This is a genomic window from Streptomyces sp. NRRL S-1022, assembly GCF_000720135.1.
Taxonomy (GTDB): domain Bacteria; phylum Actinomycetota; class Actinomycetes; order Streptomycetales; family Streptomycetaceae; genus Streptomyces.
Genome location: NZ_JOIU01000006.1, coordinates 226,467 through 248,227 on the forward strand (window position 1 = coordinate 226,467; position 21,761 = coordinate 248,227).

Here is a 21,761-nt window from a genome sequence, read left to right on the forward strand (position 1 = left end):
GCCCGTGCCGCGGGGGCTGTCACAGTCCCAGGGCGCCGAGCAGGGCCGACGGGTCCGGTTCGGAGGCGGTGTCCAGATTCTGCTCGGTCCAGATGACCTTGCCCCGGGGGGCGTAGCGGGTGCCCCACATGTCCGCGAACTGCGAGACCAGGAACAGCCCCCGGCCTCCCTCGTCGGTGGTGGCGGCGCGCCGCAGCCGGGGCGAGGTGTTGCTGCCGTCCGACACCTCGCAGACCAGGGTGCGGCCCAGCAGCAGCCTGACCCGCACGGGCGGCGCGCCGTAGCGGATCGCGTTGGTGAGCAGTTCGCTCAGGATCAGTTCCGTGGCGAAGGCCACCCCCTCCAGACCCCAGTCGGCGAGTCGCCGGCTCACCTCCCTGCGCACCCGGGACACGGCCTCGGCGTCGAACGGGACGTCCCAGGTCGCGACGGACGAGGGGGCGAGCAGCCGGGTCCGGGCGACCAGCAGCGCCACGTCGTCGCTGGGGTGCCCGGGCAGCATCGTGTCCACCAGGGCGCGGCAGGTCTCCTCCGGTGTCAGATCCGCGTGGCCGACGGCCGAGGAGAGCAGCTCCAGGCCCTCGTCGATGTCCCGTCCGCGGTTCTCGACCAGGCCGTCGGTGAACAGCACCAGCCGGCTGCCCTCGGGCAGGTCCAGCTCCCCGGCCTCGAAGGGGTGGCCGCCGACCCCCAGGGGCGGTGACAGGGGAAGGTCGGGGAAGCTCACCCTGCCCTGCGGGTCCACCACGGCCGGCGCGAGGTGCCCGGCGCGGGAGAGGGTGCAGTGCCCGCCGACCGGGTCGTAGATGGCGTACAGGCAGGTGGCCCCGGTGAGCGGCACCCGGTCGTCGTCGCCGGGTCCGCCCTGGGTGTCCAGCCGGGTCACCATCTCGTCGAGGTGTCCGAGCAGTTCGTCCGGGGCCAGGTCGAGCGAGGAGAAGTTCAGCACGGCCGTGCGCAGCCGGCCCATGGTCACCGCGGCCTGCAGCCCGTGCCCCACGATGTCCCCGACGACCAGCGCGACCCGGAAGCCGGGCAGCGGGATGACGTCGAACCAGTCGCCGCCGACGCCGGACCGCGCCGGCAGGTAGCGCGAGGCGATTTCCAGCGCCCCCTGCTCCGGCAGGCCCAGCGGCAGCAGGTTCCGTTGCAGCGTCATGGCCAGGGCGTGCTCGCGGGAGTAGCGGCGCGCGTTGTCGATCGCCACGGCGGCCCGGGCCACCAGCTCCTCGACCACGGCGACGTCCTCCTGCTCGAACCGGGGAGAGTCCGCGCCACGCCAGAAGTTGACCATCCCGAGGACCACCCCGCGTGCCCGCAGCGGCACCGTGATCAGCGAGCGGATGCCGTAGTCCAGTGCCTGCAGCGCCCCCTCGGGGTCCTGGGCCCGCCAGTCCTCGGCGCTGTGCAGCTCGGGCACCAGGACGGCCCTGCCCTGGCGCAGGGCCGAGGTCATCGGCGTGTCGGCCATCACGAACCGGATCACGTCGCCCACCGGCTGGAGCGGGTGCCCGGTCCGCGAGGCGCGCAGCGCGGTACGGCGCATCTGGCGCACGGCGCTCGTGGGTTCCTGGCCGTGCAGCACCGAGTCGAGGAGTTCCACGGTGACGAAGTCGGCCATCCGGGGGACCGCCACCTCGGTCAGCTCCTCCGCCGTACGCCGTACGTCCAGGGTGGTGCCGATCCGCATGCCCGCCTCGTACAGGAAGGACAGCCGGCCCCGCGCCACCTCCGCCTGCCCGGACAGGGCCCGCAGGTCCGTGGTGTCCCGCAAGGTGGCGACCAGCCCCTGGGCGCCGCCGTACGGGGCGGTGGGCCGGATGTTCACCGCGAGCAGCCGGTCCCCGGCCGGGATGACCTCGTCGGTCGTGGGCTCCTGCGACTCCAGCAGCCGCACGAGCCGCGGCGCCAGCCCCAGCTCCGACACCTGCCGCCGGTCGGCGTCCTGAGGCAGGTCCAGCAGCCGGTGCGCCTCGTCGTTGGCGAGCAGCACGCACCCCTCGCCGTCGAGGATCAGCACGCCCTCGCGCACCGCGTGCAGCACGGCGTCGTGGTGTTCGTACATCCGGGTCATCTCGGCGGGGCCGAGTCCGTGGGTCTGCCGCAGCAGGCGCCGGCTGACCAGGGCCGCGCCGCCGGTCGCCAGCACGAGTGCCCCCGCCGCCGCGCCGAACAGCATCGGCAGCTGCCGGTTCAGCAGGTGGCTCACGTTGGCGTACTGGATCCCGGCGGTGACCATGCCGATCACGCGCCTGCTGGCATCCGTCACGGGTACGACCGCGCGCACGGCGTCGGTGGGCTCCCCGTGGAACGTCTCGGTGAACGTCTCGCCGGCGGCGGCCCGGCCGACGCCCTCGGCCTTCGTGCCGATCAGCGAGGGGACGGTGTCGGCGAGCCGGATCCCGTGTTTGTCCAGGACGCTGATGAAGTCGACCCGGGAGCCCTTCTGCGCCTGGTCGGCCGCCGCCTGGAGCCGGGCCGTCGGGTGCGGCGACTGCAGCGCGAGCGCCGTTCCGGGCGCGTGCGCGAACGCCTCCGCCGCGGCGAGGGAACGATCCTCCGCGCTGCGCTCGGCGTCGTAGCGCCCCTGCACGACGAGGGCGGCGGCCGCCACCGCTACCAGCAGCAGCATGATCAGTGCCTGCAGCAGGAAGACCTGGGCGGCGAGCGTGCGGACGCTCAGGGACGACGACAGGCGGCGTCCGCGTGACGGCCAGGGCCTGCGACTACGGGACCGGTCGGACGGCCCACGTGTGCCGGGCGGTGGCGCCGGGCTCGCCCATGGCCAGCGGGAACGTCCGCTCATCTCCCTTTTCTAGCACTGGAACTCCGTGACCGGCGACCGGTGTGTCCGCCGCCGGCCGCGGCGCGGGCACGGCGACCGGGCCGGCCCCTGCGCCACCGGCCACGGGGCCCGCGCCGCGGCCGGGAACACTCCGTTGAGTGGAGCAATCCGGGCGCGCCGCGGCCCGGCGGACCAGGCTGGGAGTCTTGTCGAGTTCCTGTGACAGGAGTCCGTGTGCGCAGCCCACGTATGCCGAGACCTGGACATACCGGCCGGGAGTCGGAGGACGGTGCCGGCGTGCGGACCCGGTTGTCGGCGCCCCCGGCGTGGATGCGGTGGCTTCCGGCGCTGTACGTCGCGGTCCTCCTGGTGCTGGAGCCCGCGACGCCCGTTCAGTGGCCGGTGAGCTTCGTGCTGATCGCCCTGCCGCTCGTGGCCGCCTTCGCCCACGGCCCGGTCGTCGTCGGCGGTGCCACCGTGTTCGCCGTCGTCCTGGAAGCGGTGCTGGCCGGCACCCCGTGCTGCGCGGGCCGCGAGGTCGGCTACCTGTGGGACCGCCACTACGTGGCCGCCTACATCTGCACCGGCCTGGTCGGCGTCCTCGGCATGATCCTGGCCGCGCACCGCGTCCGCCGCGAGCGCACGCTGGCCGACGTACGCTTCGTCGCCGACATCGCCCAGCGGGTCCTGCTCCGGCCCGTGCCGCACCACATCGGCAGCCTCCGCCTGGAGAGCCTCTACCGGTCCGCCGCCGCGGAGGCACGCATCGGCGGCGACCTGTACGAGGCCGTCCCCACCCGGTACGGCGTCCGGCTGCTCATCGGCGACGTCCGGGGCAAGGGGCTGCTCGCGGTGGAGACGGCCGCGGCCCTGCTCGGCGCGTTCCGCGAGGCCGCCCACGACGAACCCGCACTGCCCGACCTGGCCGACCGGGTGGAGACCAGCATGAACCGCAGGGCGATGCTGCTGGGCGGGGGCGAGGTCGGCGAACGGTTCGTCACCGCCGTCTTCGCCGAGATCGCCGCGCAGGAGCCGGTGATCCGCTTCGTCAACTGCGGTCACCCGCCGCCGGTGCGGATCCGGTGCGGGCAGGTGCGGGAACTGGACAGCGGCCGTTCGGCTCCGCCGCTCAACCTCGGCATGCTGGTCGGGGAGCCGTACCACGTGGACACCTACTCGTTCCGGCCCGGCGACCTGCTCCTGCTGTACACGGACGGCATCACGGAGACCCGCGACGCCGCCGGCACCTTCTACCCGCTGCTCCAGCGCCTGCGTTCCTGGGGCAGCCTGCCGCCCCGGGAGCTCCTGGAGCGGCTCCACCACGACCTGCTGGACCACAGCGGCGACCGGCTGCAGGACGACATCGCGGCGCTCGCCGTGTGCCTGCCCGCCGCGCAGCCGTCCCTGCCGCCGCTGTCACCGGCCGGCTGAGCGCGGCGCGGCGGGGCTCCGCAAGCGCCTCCGGCCGGCTCAGAAGGCCGTGTGGGCGAACCAGCGGTCGAGGACCGCGGTCTCCCCCGAGACGTCGAAAGCCGCCTCCTGGTACGACCGCCGTCCGTAGAGCAGCAGCAGGAGATCCGCCGCGGCACCAACCACCGCCACGGTGGGCGGCTGCGGCGCGGGGCCGCCGCCGGTGAGCGGCAGCAGCCGGAACCCGTCCGGGTCCAGCCGCACCCGCCACTCCTCGCCGGTGCCGGCGCACCGGAACGCGACGGTCTCGCCGTCGCCGCGCAGCTTCGTCACCCCGGGAGCGAACAGTCCCGCGTAGGGGAGGTTGACCAGGAACTCGTCCACCGCGTCAGCCGCGAGGTTCGGGTCGACGTCCGACTCCCGGCCCACGGCCTGCTCCGCGTCCACCCGGTGCACCAGCGTCTCGCAGAGCATCCGGCGGGCCCAGAACCGCGCATGCTGGTCCTCGCCCCACGCCCACATCGCCGCGCCGGGATCCGTGTCCCGTAGCACGGCCGCCACCCTGGGCACTCCCGCCGCCACCCAGTCGGCGAGGTCCCGCTCGTGCTCGGGCAGCCCCAGCTCCACCTCACGGCTGCGCGGCGGCTCCTGCACCCGCCGGGTGAGCAGGGCGCTGAACCAGCGCTGCACCGCTCCCACGTGCCGGGTCAGCTCGGCCAGCGTCCAGTCGGGGCAGGAGGGCACGGCGCCCGCGGGATCGGCGCCGCGCACCGCCTCGGCGAACCGGTGGGTCTCCCGCTCGATCGCCTCGCGATAGGTGTCGTACGGCAGGGGATGCCCCGCCCCGCTCGTCGTTGCCATCTGCTGCCGCCGTTCTGTCCTGGGCACGGGTGCCGCTTCGCTGGTCGCGCTCAGTGTGGCTGCTGGAGTCCACTCGAAGGCAAGCCGGGGCGGCCCGCGGCCGGTCAGCGCACCCGCGCCACTGCCGCGTAGATGCCGCTGCCCTCCGGCTCGGTGTCCGGATCCGGCGTGCCCCACTCCGTGGCGGTCACCAGGCCGGGCGGGACGAGATCCATGCCGTCGAAGAAGCGCGCCACCTCCGCGCGGGACCGGAAACCGAGTTCGATACCGCCCTTGGCGTACTCGGCGGTGACCTGCGCGGCGAGTTCCGGATAGAGGTCGGACGCGGCGTGGGACAGCACCAGGTGGCTGCCCGCGGGCAGGGTGGCGACCAGGTTGCGGACGATCCCGTGGGCGTCCTGCTCGTCGGTGATGAAGTGCATCAGCGCGATCAGCGACAACGCGATGGGGCGGTCGAAATCCAGCACCTGCCGGGCGTGCCGCACGATGGACTCCGGCTCCCGCACGTCGGCCTGGATGTAGTCCGTGACGCCCTCGGTGCCGCTGATCAGCAGCGCCTCGGCATGGCGCAGGACGATCGGGTCGTTGTCGGTGTAGACCACCTTCGCCGACGGCGCGATGTCCTGGACGATCTGGTGCAGGTTGGGCGGGGTGGGGATGCCCGTGCCGATGTCCAGGAACTGGTCGATGCCCTGCGCGGCGAGCCAGGCGGCGGCCCGGTGCATGAACTGACGGTTCTGCCGCGCCGCGTCCTTCGCCTCGGCCGGCAGCCGTTCGCCCACGGCCTCGTCGACCGGATAGTTGTCCTTGCCGCCCAGCAGCCAGTCGTAGACCCGCGCGGGATGCGCCTTGCTGGTGTCGATCATGGCAACTCCGTGGGACCCGAGGGCTGTTCAGCCGTGTGTTCGATCATCCTACTCACGTCCCCGCCGACGCCCGGCCGGCCGGGGCCGGGTGTGCGGGCGACCGGGGTCCGGCACGGCGATCCGGTACGGCGATGCGCGGGCCTTCGCTGCGGACCGGTGGATCACGGGGGAGGGACGGCGAGTTGGTCCACCACGGCCTGGAGACGGCCCCCGTGCTGCTCCGCGATCCGCCGTTGCCGTACGGAGCCGGTGCCCCGGTGCTGGACCTCGCTCAGCCAGTCCCCGACCCACCGGTCGTCTCCGTAGCGGCTGAGGTGCGGCTCGACCCGTTTCCAGAGTTCCTCCACCAGCCGGCCGACGGCGGTGGGGGCGCAGTCGCGGGTGTGGGTGGCGGGCAGGGCGCCGTCCGTGCCGTGCCGGGCGGCGTGCCAGCACGCCGCCCGCAGCACCAGGTCTGGGACTTGGGGCGCGGGTTCACCGGCGCGGACCGCGTCCACGGCGCAGCCGACGAGGGCGCGGACCAGGAGTGCGTAGGCCGTGGTGGCCGCGGGTTCGGCCAGCACGTCGGCGACGCGGACCTCCAGGGTGGGAAGGTGCGGCGAGGGCCGGACGTGCCAGTAGACCATCGCCGGGTCCATCGCCGCTCCGCTGGCCACGAGGTGGCCGACGACCTCCTCGTAGTGGGCCGCGCCCCGCAGGTAGGGCGGAGGTCCCGCCACCGGCCAGCGGCCCCAGACCATGGAACGCCAGCTCGCGTATCCGGTGTCCGTGCCGTCGCAGTAGGGGGAGTTGCCGGTGAGCGCCAGCAGCAGGGGCATCCAGCCCCGCAGGTGGTTGACCGACCGTACGGCCTCCTCCCGGTCCTCGACCCCGACGTGCACGTGGCAGGCGTTCACCCCCTGGTCGTGGACGAGAGGCCCGAAGCGGGCCAGGAAGGCGCGGTAGCGCGCTTTGTCGACGACGGGCGGCGGGCCGGGTCTGCCGAGCACCGCGCTGCCCGTGGGCACGAGGAGGCAGTCGTACTCGGCGGCGGCCGTGGCCGCGCCGCCGCGCAACCGGACGATCTCCGCCTCCAGTTCCCCGGCGGTGCGGCACACCGCGCTGACGGTCTCCACCTGCGCCTGCGAGACCTCCGCCGTGGCGTGCGGGGCGCCGAGCCGGCCGCGGGCGGCACCCACCACGGCGGGGGCTCTGTGCGCGACCGCCCTGCTGTGCCGGTCGGCCAGGACGAACTCCTCCTCCACGCCTACCGTCGGCGGTGCGGCCGCCTGCGCGGGAGACCGGGGTGTACCGGTGACGACGGGGCTCACGGCATCAAGCGGCTCTGGCACGACCAGCCCTTCCGGAAGACACAGGACGCACTGCTGTCGAGCTAGCGGACCTGGGCCACCCCCTGGCGTGCAGCGGGTGGGAGCACACATGCTCACCCCGGCGCCGAGCGCACGGCAAGCGACTGTCCGGACACCGTCGGGGCGGGCACACCGCGGGTACGGCGTACCTCGCCAGGGGCGGTGCCGTTCCGGGAGGGCGCAGGTCGGACAGCGGTTCGCGCACGGCGCGCCCGCGTGGACCGCCGGGCCGCACCGGCCCACCGCGACGCACGCGTCCAGAGGGTTCTCCAGCACTGGCCGAACTGTGACGCAATCCCGTCGGCGCCGGGGGCCGTGAGGGACAGTATGACCCGGGAAGACTTACACAACGCCGGCAGCAGGGAGGCCTGATGACGGACGGCCGTACGGAGTCGGTCGAATCGATGGAGCAACTCGCCGTGGTCTGGCGCAGCATGGTGCTCGACCGGGATCCCGGTGCCGATGTGCGGGATCTCCCGGGCATCGCCGTCCGCTGGGCCGACTGCCGGTTCGCCTTCTGGAACTGCGTCACGCTGACCGACGTCGGCGCGGACCCGGCTCTGCTCGCGCAACGGCTCGGCGAGGCGGCCGGCATCATGCGCTCGAAGAAGCGCCCGGGGTTCCTGTGGCTCTTCGAGGGACTGCTGGACGACGAGGCACGCGCGGAGGTGCGGACGGCCGCCGGGAGAGCGGGCCTCGAGTACGCCTTCCCCGGCACCGGTATGGCCGGAGACCTCCTGCCCGTCCCCGAGCCGGACCACCCGGACCTGACCTTCGCCCGCGTGACGACGGACGAACAGCTGCGGGCGTACGCGGACCTGAACTCACGTGCCTACGGCTTCCCGCTGGAGGACGGCCGCGACGGGCTCCTCGGATCCGAACTGTGGAAGCACCGGGTGCACGCCTACCTGGGTCTGCGGGACGGAGTCCCGGTGACGTGCGCCGCGACCGTGGAGGCGGACGGCCGTCTGTTCGTCGTCCTCGTCGCCACCGCGCCGGAATGGCAGCGCCGGGGCTACGGGGAGGCGGTGACCCGCAAGGCCCTGCACGAGGGAGCCCGGGCCACCGGCCTGACCCGCGCCACCCTGCACGCCACGGCGGCCGGCGCGCCCGTGTACCCCCGCATCGGCTTCGAGCCCAACACGCCGGTGCACTTCTACGGCCTGAAGGTGTGACAGGCCGGCCGCGCACCGGACGGTGAGTCAGTCCAGCGTGTCGAGGGCGGCGAGGACGTCGTCCGGCTCGGCGCGGGCGGTGTGGTCGCTGTCGGCGAAGGCCCAGCGGATGGTGCCCGAGCGGTCGATGACGTACGTGGCCGGCACGGGCAGCGTGCGCGGGTGGCCGTCGTTGACGCGCTGGAGGTCGAAGCCGAGCCTGTCGTGGACGGCGGCGAGGACGTCGGGGAGGTCGAAGGCGAGGCCGTACTGCTTGGCCGTGCCGGAGCCGATGTCGCTGAGTACGTCGAAGTCCAGACCGTGCTTCTCGGCGGGGGTGAGCGACTCGTCGGGGGATCTGCGGGACGTGTGCGGACCGGCCTGGTTCCCTCAACCGACCTACGGCGTCGGCGAGTCTCCGGTCGGCGGTACGTCCTGATGTCCCGGCCCCCCCCGGCGAGACCTGGCGCGCCTCCGGGACGCCGTGCCGCGCGGCCACCCCTGCCTGCTGCCCACCGAGATCATGCGGCAGCACTTCCTGGCCGACCCCGTCGGGTGGCGGCTCACCGGATTCTTCGGCTCCGAACCCGCCACGATCGGCGACCACGCCTACGACGGACCGGCGGCGGGGCGCCTCACCCGCGCTGTGCGCCCGTGCGCAGACCGTCCATGACCAGGTTCAGGAGCCGGGCGGCGCGGGGACGCCAGTCGTCGTGCGGGTCGAGCTGCCACAGGCCCGCTATGGCCAGCAGGAAGTCGTCGGCGGTGACCCCGGGCCGTATGGTGCCGGCCTCGTCGTTGGCGCGCAGCAGCAGTTCCGCCGCCCGGGCCACCGGTGTGGGGGAGGGCTTCGCGGGGCCGCCGGGCGCGCCGGTGACCTGCCGGATCGCGTCGGCCAGCCCCGCCTTGGTCATGGCGAACTCGGAGAGCCGGTCCATCCAGGCGCGCAGGGCCTCGTCGGGCGCCCGGGTGGCGAGCAGGTGGTCCGCGCTGTCGGCGACCTGCTGCATCTCGTGGCGGTAGATCTCCAGGACGAGCGACTCGCGGTTGGGGAAGTTGCGGTAGAAGGTGCCCTGCCCGACCCCGGCCTTCTTGGCGATCGCGCTGAGCGGGGCGTCCGCGCAGCGCGACAGCTCGGTGACGGCCACCTCCAGGATGCGTTCGCGATTGCGCTGTGCGTCGGAGCGCCGGGGTGGGTCCGTCTGCTGCGGCACTCGTCCTCCTCCAGGGCGTGGCCAAAACCTCACCCTTGCTAAGCGGACAGCTGTCCGTTAAGTTTCCAGGTAGCGGACAGCTGTCCGGTCACGTCCACGATAGCGGCGGACGCGCCCCTTCGGCAGTCGCCAGCTGCACTGCTCGGCCCCGGCATCCCGCACCTCGCTTCGCACCCGCGCCTCCCGGCCCGCACGACACACCGTCCGTGCCGCCCGCCGGCCCCCCCGTCTGTCCTGGAAATGCGAAAGAAGCAGCTCATGGCCTCATCGACGTCCAGTGTCATCACATTGCAGATCAACGGCGAGAAACACACACTGCCCGTCGATCACCGCACCACCCTGCTCGACGCGCTGCGCGAGCGTCTCGATCTGACCGGCACCAAAAAGGGCTGTGACCAGGGACAGTGCGGGGCCTGTACGGTCCTGCTCGACGGGCGCCGGTCCGTCGCCTGCCTCCAGCTGGCCGTGGCCGCCGAGGGCCGGGAGATCACGACCATCGAGGGCGTGGCCGACGGCGAGCGGCTGCACCCCGTGCAGCAGGCCTTCCTCGAACTGGACGGCTTCCAGTGCGGCTACTGCACCCCCGGCCAGATCTGCTCGGCGATCGGTGTCATAGAGGAGCACGCGGCGGGCTGGCCGAGCGCCGTCACCGGGGACGTCCGCCCCGAAGCGGGGCCGCCGGCCCTGACCGCCGAGGAGATCCGGGAGCGGATGAGCGGCAACCTGTGCCGTTGCGGCGCGTACGTCTCGATCGTGGAGGCGGTGGCCCGCGCGGCGGAAGCCCGGCGGGACACGGAACACGTCGACGTCGCGGGTGCCGAGGAGGCCGTGGCATGAGGGAGTTCGACTATCAGCGGGCGCACGACGTCGCCGGCGCCGTGGCCCTGCTCGGCGCCGATCCGGACACCCGCTTCCTCGGCGGCGGCACCAACCTCGTCGACCTCATGAAGTCCGGTGTCGAGCGCCCCGCACGGCTCGTCGACATCCGTGAACTCCCGCTGGACGAGATCGAGCCGACGCCCGAGGGCGGCCTGCGCATCGGCGCCACCGTCACCAACGGCGATCTGGCCGCGCACCCCGAGGTCCGGCGCCGCTACCCGGCGCTCGCCCAGGCGGTACTGGCCGGCGCGTCGGGACAGCTGCGCAACATGGCCACGGTCGGCGGGAACCTGCTGCAGCGCACCCGTTGCGGCTATTTCACCGACGTCACCCAGCCCTGCAACAAGCGGGTGCCCGGCAGCGGTTGCCCGGCCATCCAGGGCGAACACCACAACCACGCGATCCTGGGCGCGTCCGGCCACTGCGCGGCCGTCCACCCCTCGGACATGGCCGTGGCCCTCACCGCGTTCGACGCCGTCGTCCACTACGAAACGGCGGACGGTCCCGGCGAGTTGCCGCTCGCCGGCTTCTACCTGCCCGTCGGGGACACCCCGCACCGGGAGACCGCCCTGCCGCCGGGCGCGCTCATCACCGGCGTCACCCTGCCGCCCGCCCCGGTCGCCGCCCGTTCCCGCTACCGCAAGGTGCGCGAGCGCGCCTCCTACGCCTTCGCCATCGGCTCCCTCGCCGCCGCGCTCGACATCCGCGACGGCGTCGTCCGGGACGCGCGCCTGGCCTTCGGGGCCGTCGCCTCCCGGCCGTGGCGGGCCTCGGCGGCCGAGCGGGTCCTGATCGGCGCGGCCGCCGGCACCGAGACCTACGCCGCCGCGGCGGACGCCGAACTGGCGGCGGCACGGCCGCTCCCGCACAACGGCTACAAGGTGGACCTCCTGCGCAACCTCGTGGTGGCCGTCCTGTCCCAACTCGCCGAGGAGGCCGCACGATGACCGCCGTCACCACCGGAACCGCCGCCCACGCGCCCGCCGTCGGCACCGGCCACACCCGCATCGAGGGCCGGGACAAGGTCACCGGCGCGGCCCGCTACGCGGCGGAGGTGCCCTTCGCCGGCCTCGCCCACGGCTGGCTGGTGCTCTCCACGGTCGCCCGCGGCCGCGTCCTCGCCCTCGACACCGAGCCCGTACTCGCCATGCCGGGCGTCCTCGCCGTCCTGGACCACCGCAACGCGCCCCGCCTCAACACCGACTACACCGGCCTGATGGGCAGCCGGCCCGACCCGACCTGCGCCGTCTTCCAGCACGACAGGGTGCCGCACCTGGGCTGGCCGGTGGCGCTGGTCGTCGCGGAGACCTCCGAGCAGGCCAGGGAGGCCGCCGAGGCACTCGTCGTGCACTACGAACAGGAGCCGCACGACATCCGGCTCAGGGCGGAGCATCCCGACGCCTACCCGGTCGACGGCCATATGCCGGCGGTGACCGGGAAGGGCGACCTCGACGCCCGGCTGGCCGCCTCGGCCGTCGTCGTGGACGCCGAGTACACCACCCCCGAAGAGCACCACAACCCGATGGAACCCCATGCGGCGACCGCCCGCTGGGAGGGCGGACGGCTGGAGGTGATCGACTCCAACCAGGGCGTCACCTGGGTCGTCGGTGAACTCTCCAGCCTCTTCTCGCTCGACCCGGCCTCCGTCCGCGTACGCTCCGAACACGTCGGCGGCGGCTTCGGCAGCAAGGGCGTGCGCGCCCACCAGGTGGCCGCCGTCATGGCCGCGACCCAGCTGCAGCGGCCCGTACGGGTCGTCCTGACCCGGCGCCAGATGTTCTCGCTGGCGGGCTACCGCAGCCCCACCGCCCAGCGGGTCCGGCTCGGCGCCGACGCCGACGGACGCCTGCGCGCACTGGAGCACAGCTCCGTCAGCCTCACCTCCACGGTGCACGAGTTCGTCGAACCGAGCGCCGGGGTGGCGCGGGTGATGTACGACGCCGACGCCCACCACACCGCCAACCGCGTCGTCCGGCTCGACGTGCCGTCCCCCACGTGGATGCGCGCCCCGGGCGAGGCACCCGGTTCGTTCGCGCTGGAGTCGGCGCTCGACGAACTCGCCGAGAAGTGCGGCATCGACCCGATCGAGCTGCGCCTGCGCAACGAACCCGAGCGGGGCCCGGTGTCGGGCCTGCCGTTCGCCGGCCGCAACCTGGCGGCCTGCTTCCGGGAGGGCGCCCGCAGGTTCGGCTGGACGGACCGGGACCGGCGCCCCGGACAGCGCCGGGACGGCCGCTGGCTGCTCGGCACCGGCACCGCGGCGGCCTCCTTCCCGTCGGGTGCCGCGCCCTCGACGGCGACCGCGACCGCGCATCCGGACGGCACCTTCACCGTGCGGATCTCCGCGGCCGACATCGGCACCGGGGCCCGTACCGCGCTCTCCCTCGTGGCGGCGGACGCGCTCCGCGTGCCCCCGGAGCGGGTCCGGGTCCGCATCGGCGACAGCGACTTCGGCCCGGCGATGATCGCCGGCGGCTCCATGGGCACCCGCTCCTGGTCCTGGGCCGTCCAGGCGGCGGCCGGCGAGCTGCGGGAGCGGCTGGCCCTGGGCGCCGACATCCCGTCGGAGGGCATCACCGTCCGGTCGGACACCACCCAGGCCATCGGGTCCCTCACCCCGGCCGAACGCCACTCCTTCGGGGCGCAGTTCGCCGAGGTCGCCGTGGACGTCACCACCGGCGAGGTGCGGGTGCGGCGGATGCTGGGCATCTTCGCGGCCGGCCGCATCGTCAACCCGCTCACCGCACGCAACCAGTTCCTGGGCGGCATGATCTGGGGCATCTCCATGGCCCTGCACGAGGAGGCCGTCCGCGACCACGCCTCCGGCGGCCCCGTCGGCGCCGACCTCGCGGGCTACCACGTGGCCACCCACGCCGACGTGCCGCGCATCGAGGCCGACTGGATCGACGACACGGATCCCGACGACCCGGTGGGGATCAAGGGCATCGGCGAGATCGGCATCGTCGGCGCGGCGGCGGCCGTCGCCAACGCGGTCTGGCACGCGACCGGCGTACGCCACCGCAGCCTGCCCATCCGGCCGGACCGTGTCCTGTCGGCCGCCGCGGGGGCGCCGGATGCTTGACCTGGCCGGCGAACTGCACCGATGGATCGAGGAGGGCCGGGAGTTCGCCGTCGCCACCGTGGTGAGCGTGGGCGGCAGCGCACCGCGCGGCCCCGGTGCGGCCCTCGCCGTCGACAGCGCGGGCACCGCCATCGGCTCGGTCTCCGGCGGCTGCGTCGAGGGCGCGGTCTACGACCTGTGCCAGGAGGCGCTGCGCACCGGAGAGACCCTGCTGGAACGATTCGGCTACAGCGACGAGGACGCCTTCGCCGTGGGACTGACCTGCGGCGGGACGCTCGATGTGCTGATCACGCCCGTGGGCGCGCGGGCGCCCGCCCGGACGGCCCTCGGACCGGCGCTGTCGGCCGCTGCCGGGGGCGAGCCGGGGGCCCTCGTCCGGGTCGCCCGCGGCCCCGCCGAGCTTCTCGGAGGGGCTCTGCTGGTCCGGTCGGACGGCACGTCCGAGGGCGGCCTCGGCGGCCATCCGGAACTGGACCGGGTGGCGGCGGCCGAGGCCCGGGCCCTGCTGGAGGCGGGCCGCACCGGCACGGTGGACCTCTCGGCGGACGGCTCGCACTGCCCCGGCGGTCTGACGCTGCTGGTCGAGTCGAACGTGCCGCCCCCGCGCATGATCGTCTTCGGCGCCGTCGACTTCGCGTCGGCGCTGGCCCGGGCCGGCAAGTTCCTCGGCTACCACGTGACCGTCTGCGACGCCCGCCCCGTCTTCGCCACCCGGAAGCGCTTCCCGCACGTCGACGAGGTCGTCGTCGACTGGCCGCACCGCTACCTGCGGCGCACCGCGACCGACGCGCGTACGGTCCTGTGCGTGCTCACCCACGACGCCAAGTTCGACGTACCGCTGCTGAAGGAGGCCCTGCGGATGCCGGCCGCGTTCGTCGGTGCGATGGGTTCGCGCCGCACCCATGAGGACCGCAACCGCCGGCTGCGGTCGGAAGGCGTCACCGAACGCGAGCTGTCCCGGCTCCGCTCGCCCATCGGCCTCGACCTGGGCGCCCGCACACCGGAGGAGACGGCCCTGTCGATCGTCGCGGAGATCGTCGCCGCCCGGCGGGGCGGCACGGGCGTCCCCCTGACCGGTGGGCGGACACCGATCCACCACGAGAACCGGGAGCCCGGCAGGCCGGCGGTCGCCTGAGGGAGGGGCCCCGGCCCGTTGCTCAGCCGCTGTGCACACCGACCTCCCGCAGCGAGTAGCCCCACCCGGTGCCGCGCGCCGTGCCCGCGACGCGGACGTAGCGCGCCGGGGTGCCGGTGAACCGTGCGATGTCGAGGCCGCCGTCGCCCGTGGTGGTCGACCAGACCGTCCGCCAGTCCGCGCCGTCCGTGGACAGCTGGACGCTGTACGCCTTCCCGTACGCCCGCTCCCAGTCGAGCGTGACCCGCCCGACCCGGTGGGTGGAGCCCAGGTCGATCCGCAGCCACTGGTCGTCGCTCCACTCGCTGGCCCACCGGGTGTCCCGGTCGCCGTCGACGGCGCGGCCCGGCGCGTAGCTGGTGAACGGGTTCCACCACTCCGTCGAACTGGCCGTCGCGGGCGCGCCCCGGGCGAGGTCGACGCCCGCCTGGTGCCGCTCGGTCGCGCCCCAGGTGTCCAGGTAGGACTGGGCTCCCCGGAAGAGGTCGTTCACCACGTCCTGGCCGCCGACGAGCCGGATGTCCTCGATCCAGTCCGGGACCAGGCCGTAGTGCGCGGCCCCGTCGGTGTTCAGGTCCCACGTGCGCTCGCCCGTGGTCTGGCGGTCGAGGAGGGAGCCGCCGTCGACGCTGCGGAAGGGGTACACGACCTTGTCCGGGGCGTCCGCGCCCCGGGGGCCCGGCCAGCCGCCGACCCCGTTCATGTCCGTGCCGTAGCCGTATCCGACGCCGTACTTGTCCCGCAGCGCCTTGGTGCGGTTCGCCTCGGCCACGAATCCCTCGGAGCCGTGCATGTACTGGGCGACGAAGCCGCCGAGGCCGTAGACCCGCTCGGTCCAGTTCAGGTCCATCCAGCTGTGCGAGGAGATCACACCGGGGTAGGAGGCCGCCTCGAAGATGTCGAGCGCGCGGCCCACGGCCTTGACGCTCATGTGGTCGATCTCCAGCATCATCTTGCGCTTCATCATGCCGCGCACGGCGTACTCGCCGAGGTCGGTGAGCCCGCGGACGTTGCACTGCGCGTCCGAGGCGTACGAGGGGACGCTCACGCCCGCCGGGAGTTTCGCCTCCGCCCCCGGCGCCGCGGCCGAGCCGATCGGGTTGTCGTGCTGCGGGCCCGCGCACTTCTCCGTCTTCCAGAAGGTCCCGGTCGACAGGAACTGCCCGACGTTGATGGCGGTTCCGAGCGTGCCCGAGTCGAAGCGGACGCCGCACAGCGCGTTGTCGAACTTGTGGCACAGGAACATGCTGCGCACGCCCAGCGCGTACAGCTCGTCCAGGCCGGCGTCGATGTCCTTCCTGTCGCACTGCGGGACGTCCAGGATCTGCTTGCACCCGAAGGGCTCGGAGGTCTCCACGCCCAGGACGACCGCCAGCTTGCCCTGCTCGATGACGTCACGCGCCTGCGCGCTGTCGGTGACGATCCGGAACCAGCCCTTGCCCGGGCCGCCGTACATCCTGTCGACGTAGGCCTGGAGGTCGTAGGTCAGCTTCGCCTGCAGCCGGATGGACGTCATCTCGTCGCAGCCGCGGTCCTTGAAGAAGTAGACCGAGCAGATCACACCGTTGGTGACGAGGTCGTTGACGAGCACCCGCTGGCCGCCGCGCCAGGCCCGCTCCACCCAGGCGTAGTAGTTCTGCTGGTGGGTCAGGGAGTCGTGGGCGGGCCAGTCCTTGAAGGTGGGCCAGCCGACCGGGTCGTGTCTGCCGTCACCGCCCTTGGTGATGAAGTCGAAGACGGCCAGCGAGCCGTCGGGGTAGTGCTCGGGGCAGTCCTTGAGCGCGTCGGCGATGCCGGCCTCGGAGAAGACCTTGCCGCAGATGAGACGCCCGCCGAAGCCCTCGTTGGCGAACAGGTGGTCGTGGGCGTCGACGAACCCGCGCACCCGGCCCTGGGCGTCGGTGCCGGTGAACGGCTCGCCGGTGACGCCGATCTGCGAGTCCGGCGCCGGCCGTGCGCCCGGGACCCACCAGTCGTTGCCGGCCGCCGAACTCGGAGTGGGACCGAGTACGACGGCCAGGACGAGGAGGAGCAGTGACACTGCGGTGACGTGCTTGCGTCGGCGGTACGGGCGGCTGGTCATGGCCACGGCCCACGTCCCTCGGTCGGCGGGATGCGCGGCCGGCCGGCGGGATGGTCGGGGCCCGGGGACACGCGCGATACCGTTTTGTCATGTCTATGTAAACCGTGCGCCACGAGGATCGCCAGTGCCGCCTGCCGAGTCAAGACTTCGGCGCCGCGGATACCCGCCGACGGGGTCCCCGGGCCGCTCGATGCCCACTCGGGCGTCGTAATAAGCTGGGTGGACGTGAGAACCGTACGTCGACGTCCGCGCCGGACAGCGGCTCGAAGGTGAGGGAGCGACCGATGACATCGGAAACCGAGCGGGCCGTACTGGCGGGCGGTTGTTTCTGGGGCATGCAGGACCTGATCCGCAGGCAGCCGGGCGTGGTGTCCACCCGCGTCGGCTACAGCGGCGGTGACACGCCGAACGCCACCTACCGCAACCACGGCGACCACGCCGAGGCCATCGAGATCGTCTTCGACCCGACGGCCACGAGCTACCGCGACATCCTGGAGTTCTTCTTCCAGATCCACGACCCGACCACCCGGGACCGCCAGGGCAACGACATCGGGCGCAGCTACCGGTCGGCCATCTTCTACGCCGGCGAGGAGCAGCACCGCGTCGCCCTCGACACCATCGCGGACGTCGAGGCGAGCGGCCTGTGGCCGGGCAAGGTGGTCACCGAGGTCGAGCCCGTGGGCGACTTCTGGGAGGCCGAGCCCGAGCACCAGGACTACCTGGAACGCTACCCGGACGGCTACACCTGTCACTTCCCGCGACCGGGCTGGAAGCTGCCGCGCCGGGCCTCGTCCCCGGCGAGCTGACACCCTGCCCGCTGTTCACGCCCTGCGCCGCCGCCGGATCGGCTCGCCCACGCGGTGCAGGTGCGTGAGCGCCTCGCGGTAGGACCGCACCAGTCCCGTCTCGTGGTACGGCACCCCGATCTCGGCGCAGTACCGCCGCACGATCGGCCGGGCCCGGCGCAGGTGGACCGTGGGCATGACCGGGAACAGGTGGTGCTCTATCTGGTAGTTGAGCCCGCCCAGCATCAGGTCGGTGAGCAGACCACCGCGCACGTTGCGGGAGGTCAGGACCTGGCGGCGCAGGAAGTCGAGCTCCTGGTCACCGGTGAGCGTCGGCATGCCCTTGTGGTTGGGGGCGAAGGTACAGCCCAGGTAGAGGCCGAACAGGCACTGGTTCACGGCGAGGAACGCCACCGCCTTGCCCGGCGGGAGCACCAGGAACAGGGCGGAGAGCACAGCGGCCATGTGCGCCAGGAGCAGCGCCCCCTCCAGCATCCGGCTCTTCATGAACGGTGAGCGCAGCGCCCGCACGCTCGCGACGTGCAGGTTGAAGCCCTCCAGGGTCAGCAACGGGAAGAACAGCACCGCCTGGTGACCACCGAGGAGACGGGCCAGACCCCGGCTGGCGCGGGCCTGCTCGGCGGACCACACCAAGATGTCCGGGGCGACGTCCGGGTCGAGTTCCTCATGGTTGGGATGGGCGTGGTGGCGGGTGTGCTTGTTCATCCACCAGCCGTAGCTCATGCCGACGCCCAGATTGCCGAACAGCCGCCCCGCGAACTCGCCGTGCCGGCGCCGCCGGAACACCTGCCGGTGCGCCAGGTCGTGCGCCACCAGGGCGACCTGCCCGAACACCAGGGCCAGGAAGGCGGCCACGGCCAGCTGCCACCAGGAGTCGCCGAGGGCGAAGAAGGCCGCCCAGCCACCGGCGAACGCCCCGACGACCAGACCCAGCCGCACCGCGTAGTAGCCGGGGCGCCGCTCCAGCAGGCCGGCCTCGGTGATCCGTCGGGACAGGCGCGCGAAGTCGCTGCCGGTACCGGCGCGCGGCCTGCCCGCGTCGACGGCGGCACGGAGGCCGGCGGGGGAGGCATCGGAAGAGATCGTCATGCCGAGAATTCTGGAGACGCCGTACGACGCGAAGAAGCCTGCCCGCCACCGTATGCCCAGGAGGGCCGCCCCACCGGCCGCAGGGGGTTTTCCCCCGGGAGTCAGCCCTGGACCGCGGCCCCCCGCGCGAGCAGCAGCAGGGCGTCGACCAGGTCCTCCGCCGGGCTGCCGGTGGCCAGACGGCGCAGTTGCAGGCCCATCACCACGGCCACCGTGGTGGCTGCCAGGCGCTCCGCGTCCGGGACGCCCAGGCCACTGAGGATCCGGGTGGCGAGCCGGTCGTAGGCCCGGAAGGCCTCCGCCGCCGCCTCCCGCAGCCGCTCGTCGCGCCCGGCGTGCAGGTACAGCTCGAACGGGGCGAGCTGGGCACTGTCCAGCGCCGTGCCGCACGCCACCTGGCCGGCCAGGGACGCGGCCTCCTCCACGCCGATGCCCTCGGTCCGGCACTGGTCGGCCAGCTCCGTGAAGTGCCGGGCCTCCTCGCGCACGAAGTGCAGCAGGCTCTCGCGCAGCAGCTCGTGCTGGGTCTCGAAGTGGTACGTCACCGAGCCGAGCGACACTCCCGCCTCCCGGGCGATGCGCCGGTTGGTGACCGCGGCGACCCCGTCCTCGCCGATGATCCGCAGGACGGCGGTGACGATGCGCTGGCGGGTGGAGGCGGCGGGGGCGGCGTTCGGCATGCCACGCATTGTTCCATCAGCGGTCCTGCGGCCCGGACCGCACGTGTGCCGTCGACGTGGTGGACAGAAGCCCCCGCCATCCCTACTGTTCGTTCGAACGAACAACATGGGAGGGTAGTCGTGCACATTGCCGGGGCAACTGTTCTGCTCACCGGGGTCACAGGCGGCATCGGGGGTGCGATCGCCGCGGAGATGTCCGCGCGCGGCGCGCACCTCGTCCTCACCGGCCGGCGGCGCGAGGCGCTGGAACCCCTCGCCGACCGCTACGGTGCCCGGACGATCCTGGCCGACCTCGCCGACGACGAGGACGTCAGGCGGCTCGCCGACGAAGGCGCCGGCACGGACATCCTCGTCGCCAACGCGGCGCTGCCCTCCAGCGGCGACCTGCTCGACTACACACCCGCGCAGATCGACCGGGCGCTCGCGGTGAACCTGCGCGCCCCCGCGATGCTCGCCCGGCTCCTCGCTCCCGGCATGGTGGCTCGCGGACACGGCCACATCTGCTTCGTCGGCTCCCTGTCCGGCCTGGCCGCCACCAAGTCCTCGTCCCTGTACACCGCGACGAAGTTCGGCCTGCGCGGTCTCTCCCTGGCCTTCCGCCAGGATCTGCACGGCACCGGCGTCGGCGTCTCCATCGTCCAGCCCGGCTTCGTCCGCGACCTCGGGATGTTCGCCGACACCGGTTCACCCACGCCCGCCGGCGTCCGTACGGTCGCACCGCGGCAGGTCGTCCAGGGTGTCACGCGGGCGATCGAACGCAACGCCGCCGAGATCAACGTCGCCCCGCTCGAACTGCGGTTCCTGACCAGGATCGCGTCACAGTTCCCGGCGTTCGCCGAACGGGTGCAGCGGCGCGCGGGTGCCGAGAAGACCCTGAAGGCGATCGTGGCGGCACAGCGCACGAGCCGCTGACGCGACCGGCCTGCCGGGCGCCCCGCCAGGACGCCGGGACCGGCGTGAGGGCCGGCGGCTGCTCATCCGGGGGCCGACGCGACCGGTCCCGCCGGCCGTCGCCATGGCGGGGGCGCGCAGTCGGGGCCGGGAGAGAGCGGAGCCGATTGCACCGGGCCCGCGGGCGGACGGGCTCGTTCCCACGCGGGCACCGCCGTCGGCCCCGTCCTCGCGCGGGCACCGTAGTCGGCCCGGCCCGGCGTGGGTGCCCCGGTCGGCCCCGTCCTCGCGCGGGCACCGCAGCCGGTCCGTCCCGGCGTGGGCGCTCAGGTCGGCCCTGTCCTCGCACAGGCGCCTCAGCCGGCCCGTCCTGACGTGGGCGTCTCGGCCGGCCCGTCCCGCGGCGTGGGTGCCCCGGTTGGCCCCGTCCTCGCGCGGGCGTCTAAGTCGGTCCGTCCCCGGCGTGGGCGACGTGGTCGGCCCTCGCGTGGGCGCCTCGGCCGGCCCGTCCCGCGGCGTGGGTGCCCCGGTTGGCCCCGTCCTCGCGCGGGCGTCTCAGTCGGCCGCCTCCTCGCGCGGGCATCTAAGTCGGTCCGTCCCCGGCGTGGGGGGCGTGGTCGGCCCTCGCGCGGGCGTCTCGGCCGGCCCGTCCTGGCCTGGGCGCTCAGGTCGGCCCTGTCCTCGCATAGGCGCCTCAGCCGGCCCATACCGGCGCGGGCGTCTCAGTCGGCCCCTTCCTCCTGTGTCGCGCCGCTCGGGCCCAGCCGTACGCAGCACTCGCCGGGCTCGGGGGCCAGCACGGCGTGGACGCCGTTGACCTCCAGGCCCTTCAGGCAGCCGCTCAGGAAAGCGTGGTTCATGCCGCACACGAGGCCGGGGGCCTTGCCGGCCAGCGGGTGGAAGGGGCAGTTGCGCAGCCGCAGCCGGGTGGGGGTCTCCCGGACGGGCTCGTAGCCGTACTGCTCCAGCAGGCGCTCGCACGCGGTCAGCCCGCGCTCGGGACCCAGCCGGCCCGGGCGGGTCTCCTCCCGCGCGGCCTCGCCCAGTCGCCGGCCGCGCTGCCCGGCGGTCCGCACCGCCGCCTGTGCCGCGTTCTCGTCTTGGCCTTCGGTGAGGACGGCGTCCAGCAGCAGGTCCGCCAGCAGTTCGTGGCGGCGGTCGGGGATGCTCACGGTGATCTGGGCGTCGGTGGGCTCGTAGACCTTGGGCTGCCTGCCGACCTTGCGTATCCCGCCCGGCGTTTCGTAGCGCGCGCGGAGCAGCCCGGCGTCGACGAGTTTGTCGAGGTGGAAGGCCGCCAGCTTGCGGGATATGCCGACGCTGGCGGCGGCCTCGTCACGGGTGACGGCGCGGCGGGCGCGGCGGATGAAGGTGAACATGCGCCGCCGCGAGTCCTCGCTCAGGACGCTGACGGAGTCGATGGCGCTGTCGGCCGTGCCGGCCTGCTCACTCGGATCGGAAGCCACACGACCACGGT

The 21,761-nt window shown here is 73.5% G+C and carries 17 protein-coding genes and 1 pseudogene; 8 read left to right on the forward strand and 10 right to left on the reverse strand.

The window, feature by feature from the left end; translation table 11 throughout:
- Window positions 1-19 precede the first annotated feature (19 nt).
- Window positions 20-2,806 carry a SpoIIE family protein phosphatase/ATP-binding protein gene (locus IG05_RS0109010; protein WP_199808271.1) on the reverse strand — a complete coding sequence of 929 codons (2,787 nt, stop codon included), beginning with the start codon at window positions 2,804-2,806 and terminating at the stop codon, window positions 20-22.
- A gap of 276 nt (window positions 2,807-3,082) precedes the next feature.
- On the opposite strand from IG05_RS0109010, the gene IG05_RS0109015 reads away from it, so the two are divergent.
- The gene (locus IG05_RS0109015; protein ID WP_234335802.1) at window positions 3,083-4,216 is read left to right on the forward strand and encodes a PP2C family protein-serine/threonine phosphatase; all 1,134 of its coding nucleotides are present in this window, start codon (window positions 3,083-3,085) and stop codon (window positions 4,214-4,216) included.
- Between the two features lie 39 nt (window positions 4,217-4,255).
- Here the strand turns inward: IG05_RS0109015 and IG05_RS0109020 are convergent, their stop codons facing one another.
- From IG05_RS0109020 to IG05_RS0109030, 3 genes are all read right to left on the reverse strand, one after another.
- The gene (locus IG05_RS0109020) at window positions 4,256-5,056 is read right to left on the reverse strand and encodes a maleylpyruvate isomerase family mycothiol-dependent enzyme (protein ID WP_030340794.1); all 801 of its coding nucleotides are present in this window, start codon (window positions 5,054-5,056) and stop codon (window positions 4,256-4,258) included.
- Between the two features lie 104 nt (window positions 5,057-5,160).
- Window positions 5,161-5,922: an SAM-dependent methyltransferase gene (locus tag IG05_RS0109025; RefSeq protein ID WP_030340796.1), complete on the reverse strand. Its 762-nt coding sequence runs from the start codon at window positions 5,920-5,922 to the stop codon at window positions 5,161-5,163.
- 161 nt (window positions 5,923-6,083) lie between these two features.
- A complete protein-coding gene (locus IG05_RS0109030) occupies window positions 6,084-7,232 on the reverse strand; it encodes a carboxylate-amine ligase (protein WP_063760071.1) in 1,149 nt (382 codons plus the stop codon).
- A gap of 410 nt (window positions 7,233-7,642) precedes the next feature.
- On the opposite strand from IG05_RS0109030, the gene IG05_RS0109035 reads away from it, so the two are divergent.
- The gene (locus IG05_RS0109035) at window positions 7,643-8,446 is read left to right on the forward strand and encodes a GNAT family N-acetyltransferase (protein ID WP_030340799.1); all 804 of its coding nucleotides are present in this window, start codon (window positions 7,643-7,645) and stop codon (window positions 8,444-8,446) included.
- Between the two features lie 27 nt (window positions 8,447-8,473).
- Here the strand turns inward: IG05_RS0109035 and IG05_RS0109040 are convergent.
- Both IG05_RS0109040 and IG05_RS0109055 read right to left on the reverse strand, forming a co-directional pair.
- Window positions 8,474-8,791, reverse strand: a pseudogene (locus IG05_RS0109040) (redoxin domain-containing protein); the annotation flags it as partial.
- Between the two features lie 269 nt (window positions 8,792-9,060).
- Window positions 9,061-9,639, reverse strand: coding sequence for a TetR/AcrR family transcriptional regulator (locus IG05_RS0109055; RefSeq protein ID WP_030340805.1), 579 nt, complete (start codon window positions 9,637-9,639; stop codon window positions 9,061-9,063).
- 258 nt (window positions 9,640-9,897) lie between these two features.
- On the opposite strand from IG05_RS0109055, the gene IG05_RS0109060 reads away from it, so the two are divergent.
- The 4 genes from IG05_RS0109060 to IG05_RS0109075 are packed head-to-tail and all read left to right on the forward strand — an operon-like array spanning window position 9,898 to window position 14,735.
- A complete protein-coding gene (locus IG05_RS0109060; RefSeq protein ID WP_030340807.1) occupies window positions 9,898-10,476 on the forward strand; it encodes a (2Fe-2S)-binding protein in 579 nt (192 codons plus the stop codon).
- The gene (locus IG05_RS0109065) at window positions 10,473-11,465 is read left to right on the forward strand and encodes an FAD binding domain-containing protein (RefSeq protein ID WP_030340809.1); all 993 of its coding nucleotides are present in this window, start codon (window positions 10,473-10,475) and stop codon (window positions 11,463-11,465) included. Before IG05_RS0109060 ends, IG05_RS0109065 begins: the two co-directional genes overlap by 4 nt.
- Window positions 11,462-13,600, forward strand: coding sequence for a xanthine dehydrogenase family protein molybdopterin-binding subunit (locus IG05_RS0109070; protein WP_030340811.1), 2,139 nt, complete (start codon window positions 11,462-11,464; stop codon window positions 13,598-13,600). The genes IG05_RS0109065 and IG05_RS0109070 overlap by 4 nt, the downstream gene beginning before the upstream one ends.
- Window positions 13,593-14,735 (forward strand): XdhC family protein, encoded by a 1,143-nt coding sequence (locus tag IG05_RS0109075; protein ID WP_030340813.1) that lies wholly within the window; start codon window positions 13,593-13,595, stop codon window positions 14,733-14,735. The genes IG05_RS0109070 and IG05_RS0109075 overlap by 8 nt, the downstream gene beginning before the upstream one ends.
- Before the next feature lie 22 nt (window positions 14,736-14,757).
- Here the strand turns inward: IG05_RS0109075 and IG05_RS0109080 are convergent, their stop codons facing one another.
- Window positions 14,758-16,818, reverse strand: coding sequence for a discoidin domain-containing protein (locus tag IG05_RS0109080; RefSeq protein ID WP_030340815.1), 2,061 nt, complete (start codon window positions 16,816-16,818; stop codon window positions 14,758-14,760).
- Window positions 16,819-17,102: 284 nt separating this feature from the next.
- Between IG05_RS0109080 and msrA the strand changes: the two genes are divergently transcribed.
- Window positions 17,103-17,624, forward strand: a complete 522-nt coding sequence (msrA, locus tag IG05_RS0109085) for a peptide-methionine (S)-S-oxide reductase MsrA (protein ID WP_030340818.1) — start codon at window positions 17,103-17,105, stop codon at window positions 17,622-17,624.
- 15 nt (window positions 17,625-17,639) lie between these two features.
- Here msrA and IG05_RS0109090 read toward each other — a convergent pair whose 3' ends face one another.
- Window positions 17,640-18,713 carry a fatty acid desaturase family protein gene (locus IG05_RS0109090; RefSeq protein ID WP_030340821.1) on the reverse strand — a complete coding sequence of 358 codons (1,074 nt, stop codon included), beginning with the start codon at window positions 18,711-18,713 and terminating at the stop codon, window positions 17,640-17,642.
- A 101-nt stretch (window positions 18,714-18,814) separates the two neighbouring features.
- Window positions 18,815-19,393, reverse strand: a complete 579-nt coding sequence (locus IG05_RS0109095; protein WP_030340824.1) for a TetR/AcrR family transcriptional regulator — start codon at window positions 19,391-19,393, stop codon at window positions 18,815-18,817.
- 120 nt (window positions 19,394-19,513) lie between these two features.
- Here IG05_RS0109095 and IG05_RS0109100 point away from each other — a divergent pair, with 120 nt between their 5' ends.
- Window positions 19,514-20,305 carry an SDR family NAD(P)-dependent oxidoreductase gene (locus IG05_RS0109100; protein ID WP_030340827.1) on the forward strand — a complete coding sequence of 264 codons (792 nt, stop codon included), beginning with the start codon at window positions 19,514-19,516 and terminating at the stop codon, window positions 20,303-20,305.
- A 701-nt stretch (window positions 20,306-21,006) separates the two neighbouring features.
- On the opposite strand, the gene IG05_RS0109105 is transcribed toward IG05_RS0109100, so the two are convergent.
- Entirely contained in the window at window positions 21,007-21,750 is a 744-nt protein-coding gene (locus IG05_RS0109105; RefSeq protein WP_030340829.1) for a helix-turn-helix transcriptional regulator, read from the reverse strand.
- Window positions 21,751-21,761: the final 11 nt, after the last annotated feature.